The organism is Gemmatimonadota bacterium, from assembly GCA_016714015.1.
Taxonomy (GTDB): domain Bacteria; phylum Gemmatimonadota; class Gemmatimonadetes; order Gemmatimonadales; family Gemmatimonadaceae; genus Pseudogemmatithrix.
This window is the reverse complement of sequence record JADJNZ010000005.1, coordinates 1-16,752: the sequence shown is the minus strand read 5'-3', so window position 1 is coordinate 16,752 and position 16,752 is coordinate 1. Positions and strand designations below refer to the sequence as shown.

The 16,752-nt window shown below is 69.8% G+C and carries 13 protein-coding genes; 4 read left to right on the top strand and 9 right to left on the bottom strand.

The features are described from left to right. Positions 1-7: 7 nt before the first annotated feature. Entirely contained in the window at positions 8-1,675 is a 1,668-nt protein-coding gene (locus IPJ78_10400) for a bifunctional metallophosphatase/5'-nucleotidase (GenBank protein MBK7906958.1), read from the top strand. Here IPJ78_10400 and IPJ78_10395 read toward each other — a convergent pair. Next, positions 1,585-4,344, bottom strand: coding sequence for a S9 family peptidase (locus IPJ78_10395; protein ID MBK7906957.1), 2,760 nt, complete (start codon positions 4,342-4,344; stop codon positions 1,585-1,587). The genes IPJ78_10400 and IPJ78_10395 overlap by 91 nt on opposite strands. A 29-nt stretch (positions 4,345-4,373) precedes the next feature. Next, complete coding sequence (locus tag IPJ78_10390; GenBank protein MBK7906956.1) at positions 4,374-4,811, bottom strand: MmcQ/YjbR family DNA-binding protein; 438 nt, start codon at positions 4,809-4,811, stop codon at positions 4,374-4,376. A gap of 137 nt (positions 4,812-4,948) precedes the next feature. On the opposite strand from IPJ78_10390, the gene IPJ78_10385 reads away from it, so the two are divergent. Continuing rightward, on the top strand, positions 4,949-7,360 hold the full coding sequence (locus IPJ78_10385) for a penicillin acylase family protein (GenBank protein MBK7906955.1): 2,412 nt from the start codon (positions 4,949-4,951) through the stop codon (positions 7,358-7,360). Positions 7,361-7,458: 98 nt separating this feature from the next. After that, on the top strand, positions 7,459-10,398 hold the full coding sequence (locus IPJ78_10380; protein MBK7906954.1) for a hypothetical protein: 2,940 nt from the start codon (positions 7,459-7,461) through the stop codon (positions 10,396-10,398). Between the two features lie 133 nt (positions 10,399-10,531). On the opposite strand, the gene IPJ78_10375 is transcribed toward IPJ78_10380, so the two are convergent. Beyond that, positions 10,532-10,978 (bottom strand): hypothetical protein, encoded by a 447-nt coding sequence (locus IPJ78_10375; GenBank protein MBK7906953.1) that lies wholly within the window; start codon positions 10,976-10,978, stop codon positions 10,532-10,534. A gap of 221 nt (positions 10,979-11,199) precedes the next feature. Here IPJ78_10375 and IPJ78_10370 point away from each other — a divergent pair, with 221 nt between their 5' ends. Beyond that, the gene (locus IPJ78_10370; GenBank protein MBK7906952.1) at positions 11,200-11,751 is read left to right on the top strand and encodes a fasciclin domain-containing protein; all 552 of its coding nucleotides are present in this window, start codon (positions 11,200-11,202) and stop codon (positions 11,749-11,751) included. Between the two features lie 20 nt (positions 11,752-11,771). Here IPJ78_10370 and IPJ78_10365 read toward each other — a convergent pair whose 3' ends face one another. From IPJ78_10365 to IPJ78_10340, 6 genes are all read right to left on the bottom strand, one after another. Beyond that, positions 11,772-11,954, bottom strand: a complete 183-nt coding sequence (locus IPJ78_10365; protein ID MBK7906951.1) for a hypothetical protein — start codon at positions 11,952-11,954, stop codon at positions 11,772-11,774. Between the two features lie 137 nt (positions 11,955-12,091). Beyond that, on the bottom strand, positions 12,092-13,576 hold the full coding sequence (locus tag IPJ78_10360) for an SET domain-containing protein-lysine N-methyltransferase (protein ID MBK7906950.1): 1,485 nt from the start codon (positions 13,574-13,576) through the stop codon (positions 12,092-12,094). Further along, positions 13,573-14,721, bottom strand: coding sequence for a hypothetical protein (locus tag IPJ78_10355; protein MBK7906949.1), 1,149 nt, complete (start codon positions 14,719-14,721; stop codon positions 13,573-13,575). The genes IPJ78_10360 and IPJ78_10355 overlap by 4 nt, the downstream gene beginning before the upstream one ends. Before the next feature lie 47 nt (positions 14,722-14,768). Then, positions 14,769-15,449, bottom strand: coding sequence for a TVP38/TMEM64 family protein (locus tag IPJ78_10350; GenBank protein ID MBK7906948.1), 681 nt, complete (start codon positions 15,447-15,449; stop codon positions 14,769-14,771). A 14-nt stretch (positions 15,450-15,463) separates the two neighbouring features. Next, on the bottom strand, positions 15,464-16,126 hold the full coding sequence (locus tag IPJ78_10345; protein ID MBK7906947.1) for a hypothetical protein: 663 nt from the start codon (positions 16,124-16,126) through the stop codon (positions 15,464-15,466). Continuing rightward, a partial coding sequence (locus IPJ78_10340; protein MBK7906946.1) for a hypothetical protein occupies positions 16,123-16,752 on the bottom strand: 630 nt, incomplete at its 5' end. The genes IPJ78_10345 and IPJ78_10340, both read right to left, overlap by 4 nt.

Below are 16,752 nucleotides of genomic sequence, written 5' to 3'. Positions count from 1 at the left end.
ACGACCGATGCGCGACCTGACCCGACGGGACTTCGGCAAGCTGGCGAGCGCCGCCGCCTGGGCAGCCGCACGGCCGTCGCCCGCGTCGTGCACCGGGAGCGGCCGACGGCGAGCGACCGCGGGCGAGGTGACCCTCCTCTACACGAACGACTTCCACAGCGCGTTCGACCCGATGCCGGCCTTCTGGCTCCCCGGCGCGCGCCGGCTCGGCGGGGCGTCCCACCTGGCGACGCTCGTCGAGCGGGAGCGTGCGGCGACCGGCACGTCCTTCCTCCTCGACTCGGGGGACATGTTCACCGGAACGCTCTCGCGGCTGACCGAAGGCGAAGCGCTCCTCGAGCTGATGCTGCTGATGCGGTACGACGCGATGGGCGTCGGCAATCACGAGTTCGACTATGGATGGCAGAGCTTCGAGCGGGGGATGCAGCGCGTCCCGTTCCCGATCCTCTGCTGCAACGTCCGGCACCGGACCTCGGGGGTGCGCTTCGCGCGCCCGCACACGATCCTCGAGCGGGACGGCGTCCGCCTCGGCGTGATCGGGGTGATTGGCATGAAGGCGGCGACGCGCACCATCATGCCGTCCAAGGTCGCGGAGCTCGAGTTCACCGACCCGGTGCTCGAGACGCGCGCGAGCGTCCGCGCGCTGCGCGACCAGGTCGATGTCATCGTGGTGCTCGGGCACATGGGACTCCCCGGACCGATGCAATCCGACGCCGAAGCGGACCCGTCGGTGCAACGTTCGCTCGACGAGGACCTGGCCTTCGTCGGCGCCGTGCCGGGGATCGACGTGTACATCGCCGCGCACTCGCACCACGGACTCGAGACCCCGCTCGTCCATGCGGACACGGGGACGATCATCACGCAGACGTACGGCTACGGCACGCGCCTCGGTCGCATCCGGCTCGCGCTCGAGGAGGGGCGCGTGGTGCGGCACGACGTCTCGTTGCTGAAGGTGTGGAGCGACGAGCTCGTCCCGCATCCGGCGATCACGGCGCGCATCGCGCGCTACCGGGCGAAGGTCGCCGACCAGATCGGCCCACCGGTGGGGCGCGCCGCGCAACGGTTCATCCGGAAGTACCACGCGGAGTCGTCGCTCGGCTCCTTCTGCGCGGATGTGATGCGCGAACGCGCGGGGTCGGAGGTCGGCATCACCAACGCCGGCGGCCTGCGGGCCGACCTCGCCGAAGGGCCGCTCGACAAGGGTGACGTGCTGAACGCCCTGCCGTTCCTCAACGACTCCGTGACGCTCGAGGTGACGGGCGGCGCCCTGCGCGCGGTGCTCGAGCAGGGCTGCTCGCTCGAAGCCGGCATGGTGCAGGTCTCCGGCGTGCGGATGACGTGGGATCGCACGCGCCCGGCCGGCGCCCGGGTGCTCGACGTACAGGTGCACGGCGCGCCGCTCGAGCTGGAGCGGCGCTACCGCGTGACCACCAACAGCTTCCTGGCCGAGGGCGGGGACGGCTACGCCGGGTTCGTGGGGAGCCGGGTCCTCGCCCGCGACCTCGTGCTGAGCGACCTCGTGCTCGACCACATCCGGCGGGCCGGGACCATCACGCCACCACCCGGCGGGCGGATCGTCGCGCGCTACGGCTTGTTGGCGTCGAGCACGCGCTTGCGCGCCAGCCAGGTCTGCCCGTTCACGATCCAGTCGGCTGCCGGCTCGCCCTTGAGGTAGTGATCGAACCACTGCTGGATGCGCCGGTGGTAGTCGATCGCGTTCTCCTTCTTGCCGAGCCCGTGCCCTTCGCCGGGATAGTTGAGCATCACGGCGTGCTTGCCCGCGCGGCGCGCGTAGTTGTACAGGAGCACGCCCTGCCGCATGTCGACGGTGGGATCCTCGCTGCCGATCTCGATGAGGATGCTCTTCGCCGGCATCCGGTGAATGCGGTTGAGCGGCGAGTTGGCGAGCATCGCCTCGAAGTCGTCCCAGGGCGCGACCTCCATGCGGAACTGGCCGGTCTCCCAGTGGTCGAACTCCGGGACGCTGCCCCAGTGCATCTGCCCGGCGAAGCTGATCATGTCCGAGATACCGGCGCCCATCACCGTGGTGGCGAAGAGGCGGCTATGCGTCGCGAGGTAGGCGGCCTCGTAGCCGCCCTGCGAATGGCCCATGTGGCCGATGCGCGCCGGATCGACGAGCCCGCGCGCGATGACCGCGCGCACGGCGGGCTCGACCGCGTGCAGCGTGGCGATGCCCGGTTCGCGCGGTCGGAACACGATGTCGGGCATCAGCACGAAGTAGCCGCGCTGCGTGAAGACGTTGGTGTTGTAGTAGTCGTCCTCGCGGGGCGCGATGTAGCGGTGCAGGTCCTGCGTGAGCAGTTCGTACGTGTACACGACCATCGGGTACTTCTTCGCCGGGTCGTAGTTCGCGGGATAGTACAGGATCGCCTGCAACGGGCGCCCGATGGTGCTCGTGAAGTCCATCAACTCGGCGCGCCCCCAGGCATAGCGCGACTGGAAGGCATTGGTCGCGGTCCGCGCGACGGGCGCCGCGAGATCGGCCCCGGCAACGAACGCGTTCGGCGATTCGTCGAAGCGCTGGCGCGTGTAGATGAACCGCTCGGCGCTGTCGGCCTTGGCGAGACCGCGGAGCGACGCATCGGCGAGCACGAGCCGTTCCACGCGGCCATTCACCAGGCGGGCGTAGCCGCTCTTCTTGCTGCGGCGACCGAACAGCTCGAGGTACACGGGCCGGGTGAGATCCACCGCGCGCTCGACGGCGGACGCGTTGAAGCCACTGAACGAGATCAACCGATGGCGCAGGTCCTCGGCCGCCCCGTCCGTGAGACGGGTCCCGCCGGTCCCGTCGAGCTTGATCGCCCAGAGGTCGCGCACGTCGGCGACGAGCACCGTCTCGCCGTCCCTGGTCCAGTTCACGCCCCCGACCGGCGGCAGGACGTCGCTCGGATGATCATCGACGCGATCGACGAAGTCGGCGCGGCGCGCGCTTGTGAGCGGCGCGGTGAGATTGGTGCGGCGACCCGTCGCGATCTCGTAGGTCCAGTAGTCCTTGCCGTCGAACCAGGCGAGGCGACGCCCGGTGGGATCGGCGCCGAGGTAGTAGCGGACCTTGGTGAGTGCCGACGTGCGCACCCCGTCGGCGACGCGCACGATGTACACATCCTGATCCCGCCGCCCGAACTTCTGACCGAACGGATACGGCGTGCGGTCGGTCTCGGTGACGTAGCGATCGCCCTCGAGGACACTCGCCGATTCCTCGGCGTCCTCGGTGAGCGGCCGCACGACGGCGGACCCGACCGTCCATGCGGCGAGCCGCGTCGCACGGAGATCCGAGGATTCGGCCGAGCGCTGCTGCGGGATCACGCGGACGTCGTTCGGGTGCCAGATCTCCACGTCCGAGACCTTCTCGGCGCTCTTCTTCGGCGCGGCGGCCGTGTCGAGTCGCGCCTGCAGGCCAAGGAAGAGGGTCGTGCCGTCGCGTGCCCAGAGCGGCCGGCGCCCCTCGGCGATGCGAAGCGTCGCGGCGAGTCCGTCGCGCGTGACCGACGGGTCGAAGGTGCGTGCGGCGCTGGCGACGGCATCCGCGCCGGTCCAGGCGACGACCGCATGCGCGGTGTCGACGAAGGCCCTGTCGGAGAGGGTGCGGAGCACCGCGAGGTCGGTGCCCTTCGCGCGCCAGGCGAGGGCGCGGTAGACACCGCTGCCGCTCTCGAGCACGCGCGCCGCGCCGATGTCCCCGTCGAACAGTTGCACGCTGCCACCGCTGCCGCCCTCGGGGGTCACCGTCATCGCAAGAAGCGCGCGGACGTCCGACCAGGCGTGCTCGCCGACGTTGCCGAACAGGTAGCGCGCCCCGTTCCGGAGGTCGTGCACGACGATCTCGTAGGTGCGCTTCCCCTCGGCGGGGTAGCGCTGCAGCGCGACGAAGCGCGCGTCGGGACTGAAGGCGAAGGAGGAGACGTCGGCGAGCGTGACGAGCGTCCCGGAACGGAGATCGCGCAGCGCGAAGCTGTTCCGGATCGGCTTCTTCTCCTTGGTCAGCCGTTCGCGGTCCTTGGGACCGACACCGACGAGGTAGGCGGCCCATCGCGAATCGGCACTGAAGGCGGCGGCGGTGCCGTAGGCCGCGACGAACGTCGTGTCGTTCGTCCCGCCGCGGAGCCGGAGTTCGTTCTCCTCGTTCACGCGGTTCACGCCGATGGCGAGCCAGCTGCCATCGGGGGAGAGGCGGGTGAGGCCGAGCTGCTCCCACTGGCCGTAGTCGGCCGGCGTGAGGAGGGGGCGCGAGGTTTGCGCGCCGGCGGCCCGGGACAGGAGGGCGACCGCGACCACGACGGTGAGTGCAGCGGTGCGGCGGAGACGCGGAGCGATACGAGACATGGGCGGGAAAGGTGTGGGGACGTGCGGGATCATTTCTTCCGCGCCGGGGACCGCGTGGGCTTGCGCGGTCCCTTCGTCGCAGGCGGGGACGACGGCGCCGATCCGTCCGCGCGTGCCTTCACGAGCTTCTTGGGCGCGATGAGGCGCCACGACTCCTCCACGAGCAGCGCGATCTCGCCCCACGGGGGATCGCGATCGAGCCGCACGCCGATCCATCCCCCTGGCCCGACGTAGGGCGGGAAGTAGAAGCGGTCGGGATCGGCCTTCAGCATGAGCTCCTGATTGCCCGGCGCGGCCTTGAGCCAGACGCCCGGACGCCCGCCGCTGTGCTTCTGGTCGCTGGGCTGGGTGTACATCGCGAAGATCTTCCCGCACCGGAAGGTCGACGTCTCCCAGGCGGGGACCTCGACCGCCTGCGGGAGGGCGAGACAGATGCGGCGCAGGCGCTCGAGGGGCGACGGAGGCATGTCCGAATCTGCGCCAAGTGCGCGTGCGTTGCGAGCGCCGACGGGCGGGGCGATGTTCGGGCACCCTCACCGACCCTCGGATCGTGCCGATGCCCGTCCAGTCCTCGCCCTCGCGACATCTCGCCCGCCTCGTCGCGATGTTCGCGGCCGCCTCGCTCGCGCTCGGTGCGCGGCCCGCCCGCGCCCAGTCCGACACGACGCGGCTGCGTGTGGCAGGCCTCGAGCGCCCGGTCGAGATCATCCGCGACCGGTGGGGCATCAATCACATCTACGCGGCCACCGAGCACGATCTCTTCTTCGCCCAGGGCTACGCCGCGGCGAAGGACCGGCTCTTCCAGTTCGAGGTGTGGCGACGTCAGGCGACGGGTACGGTGGCCGAATGGCTCGGGCCGCGCGAACTGGAGCGCGACATCGGTGCGCGCCTGTTCCGGTTCCGCGGCGACCTGCGCGCCGAGCTGAACCACTATCACCCGCGCGGCGCGGCGATCATCAGCGCCTTCGTGGACGGCATCAACGCGTACGTGACCGAGGCCCGACGCGACCCGGCATCCCTGCCGATCGAGTTCCGGCTGCTCAACACGCTGCCCGGGCTGTGGACCCCCGACGTCGTGATCTCGCGACATCAGGGCCTGCTCGGGAACATCACCGAGGAGCTCACGATCGGCCGGGCGGTCGCGGCGCTGGGGGCGGCGCGCGTGAAGGCGCTCTCCGACTTCGGCCCCGGCGACCCCGATCTCACGCTCGCACCCGGGATCGACTCCGCACTGCTCGCCGGCGACCTCCTCAAGCCGTACAACGCGTTCCGTGCGCCGCTGCAGTTCCGGCCCGAGGACGTCGTGCCGGCAAGTCGTGCGCGGGGCGACGCCCCCGCCGAGCCGACGACAGGACCCGACGAGCGTTTCGCGTGGACCCACGACCAGCGCGACATCGGCAGCAACAACTGGGTCGTGAGCGGCCGTCTCAGCGAGAGCGGCTATCCGCTCATGGCGAACGATCCGCATCGCGCACTCTCCGCACCGTCGCTGCGCTATTTCGCGCACCTGGTGGGACCAGGGTGGGACGTCATCGGCGGAGGTGAGCCGGTCCTCCCGGGGATCTCGATCGGCCACAACCAGCATGGCGCATGGGGGCTGACGATCTTCTCCACCGACGGCGAGGACCTGCTGGTCTACGACACCGATCCGGCGGACCCGGACCGATATCGGTATCGCGGCGGATGGGAACGGATGCGGCTGATCGTGGACACGATCAACGTGCGGGGCATGGCGCCGACGATCGTCACGCATCGCTACACGCGGCACGGACCGGTGGTCTCGCGCGATGCGGGCCGGCACAAGGCCTTCGCGGTGCGCGCGGCCTGGATGGAGATCGGCGGCGCGCCGTACCTGGCCAGCCTGCGGATGGACCAGGCGCGCACCTGGGAGGAGTTCCGCGAGGCGAACCGGTACTCGCACATCCCCGGCGAGAACATGATCTGGGCCGATCGCGCCGGACACATCGGCTGGCAGGCGGTGGGCATCGCGCCGCGGCGCCCGAACTCCAGCGGGCTCGTGCCGGTGCCGGGGGATGGCGCCTTCGAATGGAACGGCTACCTCGACATCCTCGAGAAGCCGCATGTGGCGGACCCCGCCGAGGGGTTCTTCGCGACCGCGAACAACGACCTGATCCCACGGGACTATCCGCACATGGACGCGATCGGGTTCTCGTGGGCCGATCCCTATCGGTGGGCGCGCGCGAGCGAGGTGCTCGGCAGCGGCCGGCGCCATACGATCAGCGACATGACGCGGCTCCAGACGGACGAACTGGCCTTGCCCGCGCGGCAACTGGTGCCGCTCCTGCGTGACCTGCCCATCGCCGATGCGCGGGTGGACTCGCTGCGGCAGCGACTGCTGGCGTGGGACCACGTGCTCGGGCGCACGAGCGTGGCGGCCGGGATCTATGTGGCATGGGAGACCGCGTTGCGACGCCTCACGTACGAGGCGGTGGTGCGACCGTCCGAACGGCGCCTCATCCGGTCGGTCTCGCTGCGGAACGTGGTGCGCTGGCTCCATCTCCCGCCCGGGGCGCTCGGCGCGGACGCGAGGATGGAGCCGATGGCGGCGCGCGACTCCCTGCTGGTCCGCGCGCTCGTGGAGGCGGAGGCCTCGTTGCGGCAGCGCTTCGGCGTCCGCGTGGACGGATGGGCCTACGGGCGCGATGGCTACCACCATGCGCTCATCCGCCATGTCCTGAGCGATGCGGTGGATGCCCCGACCCGCGCGCGTCTCGACGTGGGCCCGCTCCCGCGCGGCGGCTATGCCAACACCCTCAATGCGACGGGGAATGCGGCGAACCAGACCGCTGGCGCCTCGTTCCGTCTGGTCGTGGACCTCGCCGACTGGGATCTCACGCTCGGCACCAACAGTCCGGGACAATCCGGCGACCCGACCAGCCCCTGGTACCGCGACCTGTTCGACGCGTGGGCGCGGGACCGGTTCTTTCCCGTGACGTACTCGCGCGAGCGGGTGGAGGCGGCGGCGGCCGCGCGCACCCTGCTGGCACCGAGGTAGCGGGACCGACGTCGCTGGAGATCCGCTCGACCAACGCCCCCCGCCGGGGCCACGTAGACCTAGGCTGGACCGAATCCCACCCCACCGGAGTCCTTCGCATGACCCGAGCCGTGCCCTACCGTCCCCTGCTCGTCGGGGCCCTCGCCCTGGCGATCGCCGCCGTGCGCCCGCTCGCGGCGCAGGGGCAGCCGATCGACCGCGAGTACACCGCGAAGATCAAGGAGTACCTCCAGGATCCGCGCATCTCCACCGAACTCGTGGCGGACCTCCCCGCCTCGGCGACGGTGCCGACGCCGCTCAAGTTCCTCGGGCGCATCGTCGGCACGCCGGGGGAGCTGACGTACGCGAAAGACATGTACCGCTACTACGACGCGCTCGACGCGGCGAGCCCGCGGGTGAAGGTCTGGCGCATCGGGCAGACGGAGGAGGGGCGCGACCTGATCATCGTCGCGGTGGCGGACGAGGCGGTGATCCGCGACCTCGACCGGTACAAGGGGATGTTGAAGGAGCTCACCGATCCGCGCCGCACGACCGAGGCCCGGGCACGCGAGCTACTGAACACCGCCAAGCCGATCTACTGGCTCACCAGCGGTCTGCACTCGACCGAGACCGGCGGCCCCGAGATGCTGATGGAGCTGACGTACCGGCTGGCGGTCACCGAGAACGAGTTCTACGAGAACATCCGCAAGAACGTGATCACGTTCATCACGCCGGTGCTCGAGGTGGACGGCCGTGAGCGGCAGGTGGACACCTACTACTTCAACAAGAAGCGCGCGACCGGGGACGCCCGGCTGCCGCTGATGTACTGGGGCAAGTACGTCGCGCACGACAACAACCGCGACGGGATGGGACAGTTCCTCGCGCTCACGCGGCACGTGAACCGGCAGTTCCTCGAGTGGACGCCGCAGGTGATGCACGACCTGCACGAGTCGGTGTCGTACCTCTACTCGTCGACCGGCACGGGCCCGTACAACGAGCAGCTCGACCCGATCACGGTGAACGAGTGGTGGATGATGGCGCAGGCGGACGTGATGGAGCTGACCAAGCGCGGCGTGCCGGGCGTCTGGACCTACGGGTTCTATGATGGCTGGGTCCCGAACTACCTGTTCTTCGCGGCGCACACGCGCAACGCGATCGGGCGCTTCTACGAGGTGCAGAGCTACGGGCCGGACAACAACCCGAACCTCCGCGTGGGCGCGCAGACGACGAGCCGCGAGTGGTTCCGTCCCAATCCGCCGCTCCCCGAGATCAAGTGGGGCCCGCGCAACTCGGTGAACATCGGACAGTCGGGCGTGCTTTTCTCCCTCGACCACTTCGCCAAGAACCGCAAGCTCTATCTCGAGAACTACTGGCTCAAGGCGCAGCGCGCGGTGGCGCGTGGCCGCACCGGTCCGGTGAACGCGTGGGTGATCCCCGCGGGCCAGCGGCGGAAGGCGGACGCGGTCGCGGCGGTGAACGAACTCCTCCGGCAGGGGCTCGAGATCTCGGTGGCCGACAACACCTTCACGGCGGGCGGCGTGACGGTGCAGAAGGGCGACTACGTGATCCGCGGCGACCAGCCGTACCGGACGCTCGCCGACATGTACTTCTCGACCCAGAACTACCCCGCATCGAACCCGCGCCCGTACGACGACACCGGCTGGACGTTCCAGCTGATGCGCAACGTGGTGATGAACACCATCGGTGACACGACCGTCTTCGCCCAGCGGATGACGAAGCTCACCGGGCCGGCGAAGGCGCCGGGCGGCGTGGTGGGGAGCGGGCCGGTGGTGGTGATCGACCACACGACCGACAACAACCTCATGACGATGCGCTTCCGCCTGAAGGACGTGCGGATGCTCGCGGCGGAGGAGCAGTTCGAGGCGGCGGGCCGGACCTACCGCGCGGGCGCGTTCATCATCCCGGACGCGAACCTGGCTCAGCTGAATCCGGTGCTGTCCGAGCTCGGGATCACCGGCACGGCGGTCGCCGCCGCGCCGACGGTGAAGCAGCACGAGCTCGACATCCCGCGCATCGGCTACATCCACAGCTGGCAGCGCACGCAGGACGAGGGGTGGGTCCGCGCCGCGCTCGACACCTACGGCGTGCCCTACACCTACTTCGCCGACACGCGGCTCCGTGAAGGGAACCTCCGGGCGAAGTACGACGTGATCATCTATCCGCACGTGGGCGGGACGGCCGAGTCGCAGGTGAACGGCATCGCGATGACGGGCTCGGCGCCGCTCCCGTACAAGCGGACGCCGGAGACGCCGAACCTCGGTGGCGTGGACGAGTCGGATGACATCCGCGGCGGCATGGGCTTCGAAGGCCTGATGGAGCTCCGCAAGTTCGTCGAGGCCGGCGGCACGCTCATCGTCGAGGGCTCGACCTCGACGATCTTCCCCGAGTATCACCTGACGAACGGCGTGACGGTGGAGACGCCGGCGAACCTGTTCGTGCGCGGTTCGGTGATGCGCGGCCTGGTGACGGACCGCACGAGCCCGATCGCCTACGGTTACGCGGCGCAGGTGCCGGTGTACTTCAACACCGCCCCGGTGCTCAACGCCGGCGGTGCGGGTGCCGGCGGACTCGCGGGCTTCGGCGGTGGTGGCGGCCCCGCGGGCCAGAACACGACCCCGATGGCGACGCCGCTCACGCTCTCGACGTGGGATTGGAACACGGTCGATGAGGCTCCGGCGCGCGGTGGGGCTGCTGCGGGGCGCGGTCCGGGTGGCGCGGGCGGGCCGGGCGGCGGTGCCGGCGCGGGCCGCGGCCCCGGCGGCGGTGGTGGCGGTGGCTTCGGCGGTGGAGCCGCGGCGGGCGCTCGCCCGCGCGTGATCATGAGCTTCCCGGCCAACGCCAGCGAGATGCTGCTCTCGGGTTCGCTCGCTGGCGGGGAAGCACTCGCCAGCCGCGCGCAGGTCGTGGATGCGCCGCTCGGGACCGGCCACGTGGTGATGTTCGGCATCCGCCCCTTCTGGCGGTGGCAGACCCACGGGACGTTCTTCCTCGGGTTCAACTCGATCCTGCACTGGAACGACCTCGGCGCAGGACGCTGACACGTCGCCGTCGGACACGGCGAGCCGGTGATCCAAGGGGCGCCCGGTGCGCCCCGCACGTAGAGAAGGGCCCGGCACGCGTCGCGTGCCGGGCCCTTCTGCGTTCTGCGTTCTGCCTTCTGCCTTCTGCCTTCTACTTCTGGAAGATCCCGAAGCCGAAGAAGCAGGGCTCATCCGAGCACTTCGCCATCGTCACCTTCACGCGCAGCTGGCCGGAGGCCTTCGGCGAGAAGCTCACGACCGGGGCGTCGTCATCGAGGACATCGCGGGTGAGGACGTCGGAGCCGTCGAGGATCTCGATGTCGAGATCGCTGCAGTCCTTGTCGCAGGCGCCGACGATCTTGTACTCGGTGCCCTTCTCGAAGTTGAGGGTCCAGCTGTCGGTCTTGCCCTCGCCCATGCGGCCGATGATGTAGTTGAGCGAGCCGAAGCCCTGCCCGTTGACCGTGGTGAAGGCGCGCTCCAGCTGCTTCCAGACGAGCTGGGCGTGTTCCTGCGCCTGGGCATCCGACGGACGGGCCGCGAGCGCGAGAAGGGCGACGAACGTGAGCGTGAGGGCCTTCATGGAGCGCTTCAGCATGGGTGGTTCCCGTCCTCGAGTGATGGTAGGGGTGGTCTGACGGGTTCAACCATAGCAAATCCCGTGCGAGGCGGATAGCGGGGCGGCCGGATCGAGTGCCTGACCGTCGGCACGTAGCGGAAATGCTGACATCAGGAGCAGGGGGCTCCCTACTGTGGACCGATCGGTCCGATCGCATTTTATGATGCAAGTCACATGCACCTTTACCGAGGTCTCGTCTAATGGCGCACTCCCGAACGCTTCCCTGCCTGCTCCTGTTCGTGCTCCTCACCTCCGCCTGCTCGTCCGCCCCGCGCGACGACGCCCAGACGACCGCGCCGGGTGCCGGACAAGCCTCGGTGCGGGACGACGACTCCCAGCCTGACGTCGTGAAGGTCGCCGTGGGATCGCCGGACCATTCGACGCTGGTCGCCGCCTTGAAGGCCGGAGAGCTGGTCGATGCCCTCGCGAACGCCGGTCCCTTCACCGTCTTCGCGCCGACCAACGCGGCCTTCGACAAGTTGCCGGCCGGGACCGTGGAGACGCTGCTCAAGCCCGAGAACAAGTCCCAACTGAGGACGGTGCTGCAGCATCACGTCACGACCTCGGCCCTCGATCTGGACTATTTCGAGGACGGACAGATGGTCGGGATGGTGGACGGGACGAAGGAGAAGTTCACCCGGCGCGATGGCGCCGCGTACATCGGCGAGGCGAAGGTCGTGGCCTCGGTGCGGGCATCGAACGGATGGGTGCACGTCATCGATGCCGTCCTGGTTCCGGCGGCGCCGAAATAGGCGCCCCGGCTTCGGGACCTTCAGCGCGCGTCGTCGTCCTCGGCGCGCGCCGGGGTGAGGCGTTCACTCGTCAAGGCGACGAAGCCGACCGTCAGCCAGAGGAGCGCGCCGAGCCAGTCGCGGGTCGCGAACCCGTAGATCACCGCCGTCCAGAACCCAGCGAGGAACAGGATCACGTTGAACGGCATCGCGTACTGGGGCACGGAACCTCCTCGAGTGGCCTGCGCCTGCTCCTCGGAACCCGCGGTGATACGTGTGGGACGCTCGATCCGTTCGTGCGGCAACCGTGGCATTCCGCCATCTCCTTGGGTCGAGAGCGGGCCAACGGTCCTCCGGAGTGCTACCCCGTCTGGCCTCGTCCGGCTTCGCGGGACGTGACCGAGTTCCCTGGTGCGCCTCGGACCTCTCCCCGACAGTATCGGGCCCCGCACCGACAACTGAAGCTCGCGCCCTGGTCGTCGAGCAGCTCGGCGTAGTCCAGAGTGAGCTCCTCCCCCGCCGGGATGTCCTGGGCGGCGACGACATCGAGCCCGATGTAGGTCGTGTTGGCGTCGCAGGAGTGGTTCTGCGGCGCCCAGCTGGTGGGATCCTCGTCCCAGATCACGTACACGTGGTCGCTGAGCGGGACCGCGTAGTGCCGGAACAGCTCACGGTCGGCCGCGTTCCAGTTGGCCGCCACATGGCGCTTGGTGACGATGCGGGCGGCCCGCTGTTCGCCGCGGAAGATCACCTCGCCCTCGGCGATGGGCCGTGTGGCGACGATCCCATACCCCGCGATCCCGTTGCCGCGCATCTCGTACGCCTTGTGCTTCCGTCGGTGCCGCGCGATGCCCTCGGCGATGATCCGCTGGAGGAAGGCGGCCTGACCGATGCCGTCGAGCTTGAGGATGTGGTCGGCCGAGCCCTCGGACCCTTCCTCGTAGAACACCGAGCAGGTGAAGTTCACCTCGAGGAAGTGGATCGTCCCGGCGGCATCCATGCGGAAGTCCATCCGCGCATACCCCACCCCGGCGAATCCGGCGAAGATGCGTTCGGCGGCATCGCGCAGTCGCTGGGCGAGCGCGGGATCCTCGAGCCGGACGTTGGCCTCGGGATGCTGTTCGCTGGTCTTGAGCGCGTAGCTCTTGTAGCGGAAGCCCTTCGGGAAGACGTACTCGATGGGCGCGAGCGCGCTGCCATGCCCCTTCCCCGACTCCTCGCCGATGACGAGCACGGTGAACTCGCGCCCGTCGATGTACTCCTCGATGAGCAGGTCGGGATACTCGTCGGCCAGCGCGAGCGCCTGGGTGAGGAGCGCGGCGTGATCGGTGACGACGGAGTGGTCGTCGACGCCGAGCGAATCCCCGGCCTTGGCGGGCTTCACGAAGAGGGGGTATCGGAGCCCCTTGGTGGCGGCGGCGAGCATCGCATCCCCGGCGGCGAGACCGCCCGGGCCGGCGACCGCGCGGGCGATGGCGCCTGCGTCGACCTGCGCATGCATCGGCGTGCTGATGCCGACGGTGTGCGCCACGTACTTCATGAGGGGCTTGGACGGGTCGTACAGCAGCGGCGTGGGGCCGGTGTACGGCAGGTCGAGCAGCTCGAGCGAGTGGATGACGTCGATCGACGGCACGTCCCACTCGAGGTAGCCCTCGCAGAGGTTCACGTAGATGTCGAAGCCCTGCGGCGCGAGCCGCTTGAGTTGCCGGTACGTGGAGACCTTGCTCAGCGCCTCGTGATGGACCTCATGGCCCGGGAGGAGGCGGGAGAGGTCGCGCGCCGGGTCGTAGTGTCGGTAGTCCACACCGGACGTCGTGTAGTCCGGCTGGAGGACGCAGACCTTCATGCAGTGGCGGCGCGGCGGGTGCGGGAGAGGCGCGGCCGGGCGACGCCCGGGTCGGCGGAGACGGCGATGATCTCCCCGACGGCGCTCGCGAACGAGGCCCGCGCGAAACGGAGGATGGCGCCGATGGACGTGTACGCCTCGTCCTCGGAGATCCCGCACTGGGCGTTGACCTCGAGGACGTGGATCTCCCCGGTCGCCTGGTCCTGACGGAGGTCGACGCGGCCGTAGCCGCGGCCGCCGACCGCCTCGTACGCGGCCCAACTGACGTCCTTGATCCGCTTGGCGAGCACACGCGAGACGGGGCGGTACTTCCAGAGGTCGGCGTCGTCCTCGAGCGGATCCTCGGTCTCGTAGAGGCCCCAGAGGCGGTCGAACGAGAGGAAGCGCTCGTTGGCCGGCAGGTCGGGATTGAAGCCGCGCTCGACGGGGGGATAGATGGTCGCGCTGCGCGGCCGGTCGTACGCCCCGACGATGAACGTGGTGAACTCGGGGCCGTCCACGAAGCGCTCGACGAAGACGCCGCCACCGGCGACATCCCAGCCGTGATAGCCCTTGTTGAGGCGCTTGAGCGCGGCGCGCAGGGCCTGCGGCGACTGGACGACGCTCTTGGTGGTGATCCCCATGCTGCCCGCGGAGACCGCGGGCTTGAGGATGAGCGGGGCGCCGAGCCGCTTGAGGATGTCGGTGACGCCCGATCCGTCGCGCGGGACCACGGCCCAGGGCGAGGTGGGCACACCCGCCCGATCGAAGGCCTCCTTCATGACGATCTTCGACGTGGTGACGTCGTAGAAGCGCTCGTCGGCGCCGGTGTACCGGAGACCGTTGGCCTTGAGGCAGCGGATCACGCTCAGGCCGGGCGATCCATTCACCTCGTCGCCATCGCAGAGATTGAAGACGACGGGCTCATGCCCCTTCGACTCGCGGAGGATCGTCTGGATGACCTGCTCGTAGTTGCGCAGGGTCACCGGCTGCCACCGCCAGGCCACGCCGAGGGCGGCGAAGGCGCGCTCGTACTCCGCCTGACTCTGCGAGAAGTCGGCGTACCAGGCGATATCGACGTCGTCGGTCTCGACGAGCGGCGCGAGCACCCACACCAGCAACGGTGCGTTGGAGGGTGCTGCGAGCGCGATCGGTGCCGCGGTCACCGGGTCGGCGTGTGGCTCATGATGCGATGATAGATACTCTTTATTACTTATCGCGCAATGGGGGGCGCATCGGACCGCATCTCGCGCTGCAGCGCACGGAACGCGAGGACCGTGAGTCCGACACCCATGAGGAGTGCGACCGCGAAGACGACGCCGTTCCGTTCGAGGAGCGTCTCGCCGAGGTAGACGGCGAAGAACACGAACGGGATCTCGCCGAGCAGCATCATCGGCAGATAGCGCCGGAACGGGTAGCGGAGCACGCCGAGCACGTAGCTCGGCAGCTCGGACTGCAGGGCCAGGCGGAAGAGGAGCACCGTGCGCCACTGCGCGCGCGCGCGGAAGAAGGTCTCGTAGCGCCGGAACGGCGCCTCGGGCACGAGGCGCTTCACGATGCGGCGCCCCAGGGTCCGCGCCATCCAATAGCCGGCGGTCCCGCCGAGCACGCCGCCGACCCACAGCATGAGCATCGTCTGTTGCGCACCCCAGACGTACACGCCGACCGGGACGAGGGCGGAGCTGGAGAAGAACGAGAGCATCGCCGAGAGCGAGGCGAGGCCGACGAAGGCCAGCATGCCCGCCCGCGGATACGCACGCATCAGGCGCTCGGCGATCGCCAGGACGTCCACGAAGGCCTGATGGAGCGCGTCCGACGTGGTGACGGCGAGGACGATGGCGACGAAGGCGACGAGCAGCGCGACGCGCCGATGGTGGAGCGGATGGTGAGGCACCGCCTCACGCTCGCCTAGAAGCGACCGATGCGCAACCCGAGCTGGACGCCGTCGACGAACTCGCTCGATCCGTTGGCGAAGGCGACGCGATCGGCGGTGTAGGCGAGCCGCAGCGCGAACCGCGAGTTGGGCAACGCCACGGTGAGACCGGCGGCCCCGCCACGTCCGCCGTCCGATCCGCCCTGTGCGTTGACGTCGCCACTGAGCACCTGCCAGAGCTCGACGTCGGCCGTCGCACGACCGGGGATCACCTCGCTCTCGTATCGGCCGCGGGCCTCGAGCCGCATCCAGCGCACAGTGCCCCCGGGCGCGATGAAGGCGCGCGCACGCGGTCCGGCCCCGAGCGAGAAGCCGCGGCCGAGGTCGGCGCGCACGAGCACGCTCGCCTCCGCGAAGACCTCATCACCCCCGAGCGATCCCGACTCCGGGGTGAGGTTTCCTTCGAGATAGGTCGCCTCGAGCGTGAAACGGCGGAACCGGACACCGCCCCCCGCCCCGAGCACCGGGCCGGTGAGGGAGGATTCGGCTCCCCCGACGCGCGAGACCCGCTGCGTCGAGGCGGAGACCGCCCCGAGAAGCTCGGGCCCCTGCGCCCACAGCGGCGCGGCGATGGACGACGCGACGACCCAGGAGGAGATCGTCGCGGCCGCGCGTAAGAGGCGGAAACGGCGGCTCATGGCAACGTCGTCACGGTCGGGCGGCCCGCGACGATGCGCAGCTTGGTCGCGGCGCGGCGGCTCTCGTTCTCGGCCTGGATCCGGTCCACCTCGCGCTGCCAGGTCTCACGTTGCCGGCGATTCCATTCGATGTTCTCGGGGATGGGGCGCGGCTGCTTGGCGCGCGTGAAGCCGATCGCCCCGGCGGCGCCCAGCGCGGCGGCAACACCGAACCGGATGGATCCACCCTCATTGCCTGCCCCCGCAACCGACGGCAGGGCGGCGGCCGCGAGCGCCCCGACGATGCCGGTCACGAGGAAGCGCGTGCCACCCGTCGCGGCCGCGGACTCGGGACGGAAGGTCGTCGCCGGCAGCGGGGCCGGCAGCGGCAGCGTGTCCTGGTCCGCTCGCGTGATGGCGAGCGGGACCATCACTTCGCGCTCATCGCGACCGGCCGGGGAGCGTGAGGTCACCCGGAGGCGATACGGCCCCGCCTCGCGCAGGCGCCCAAGACCATCGCGGCCGTTCCAGAGCAGTTCGAGGCTGTCGCCGATGGCGCCCTCATGCAGCACGCGCACCGGCCCACCGACCGCATCGATGATGGTGACCCTGATGTCGTGCAACGACGCCGCGTAGATGCGGACGGG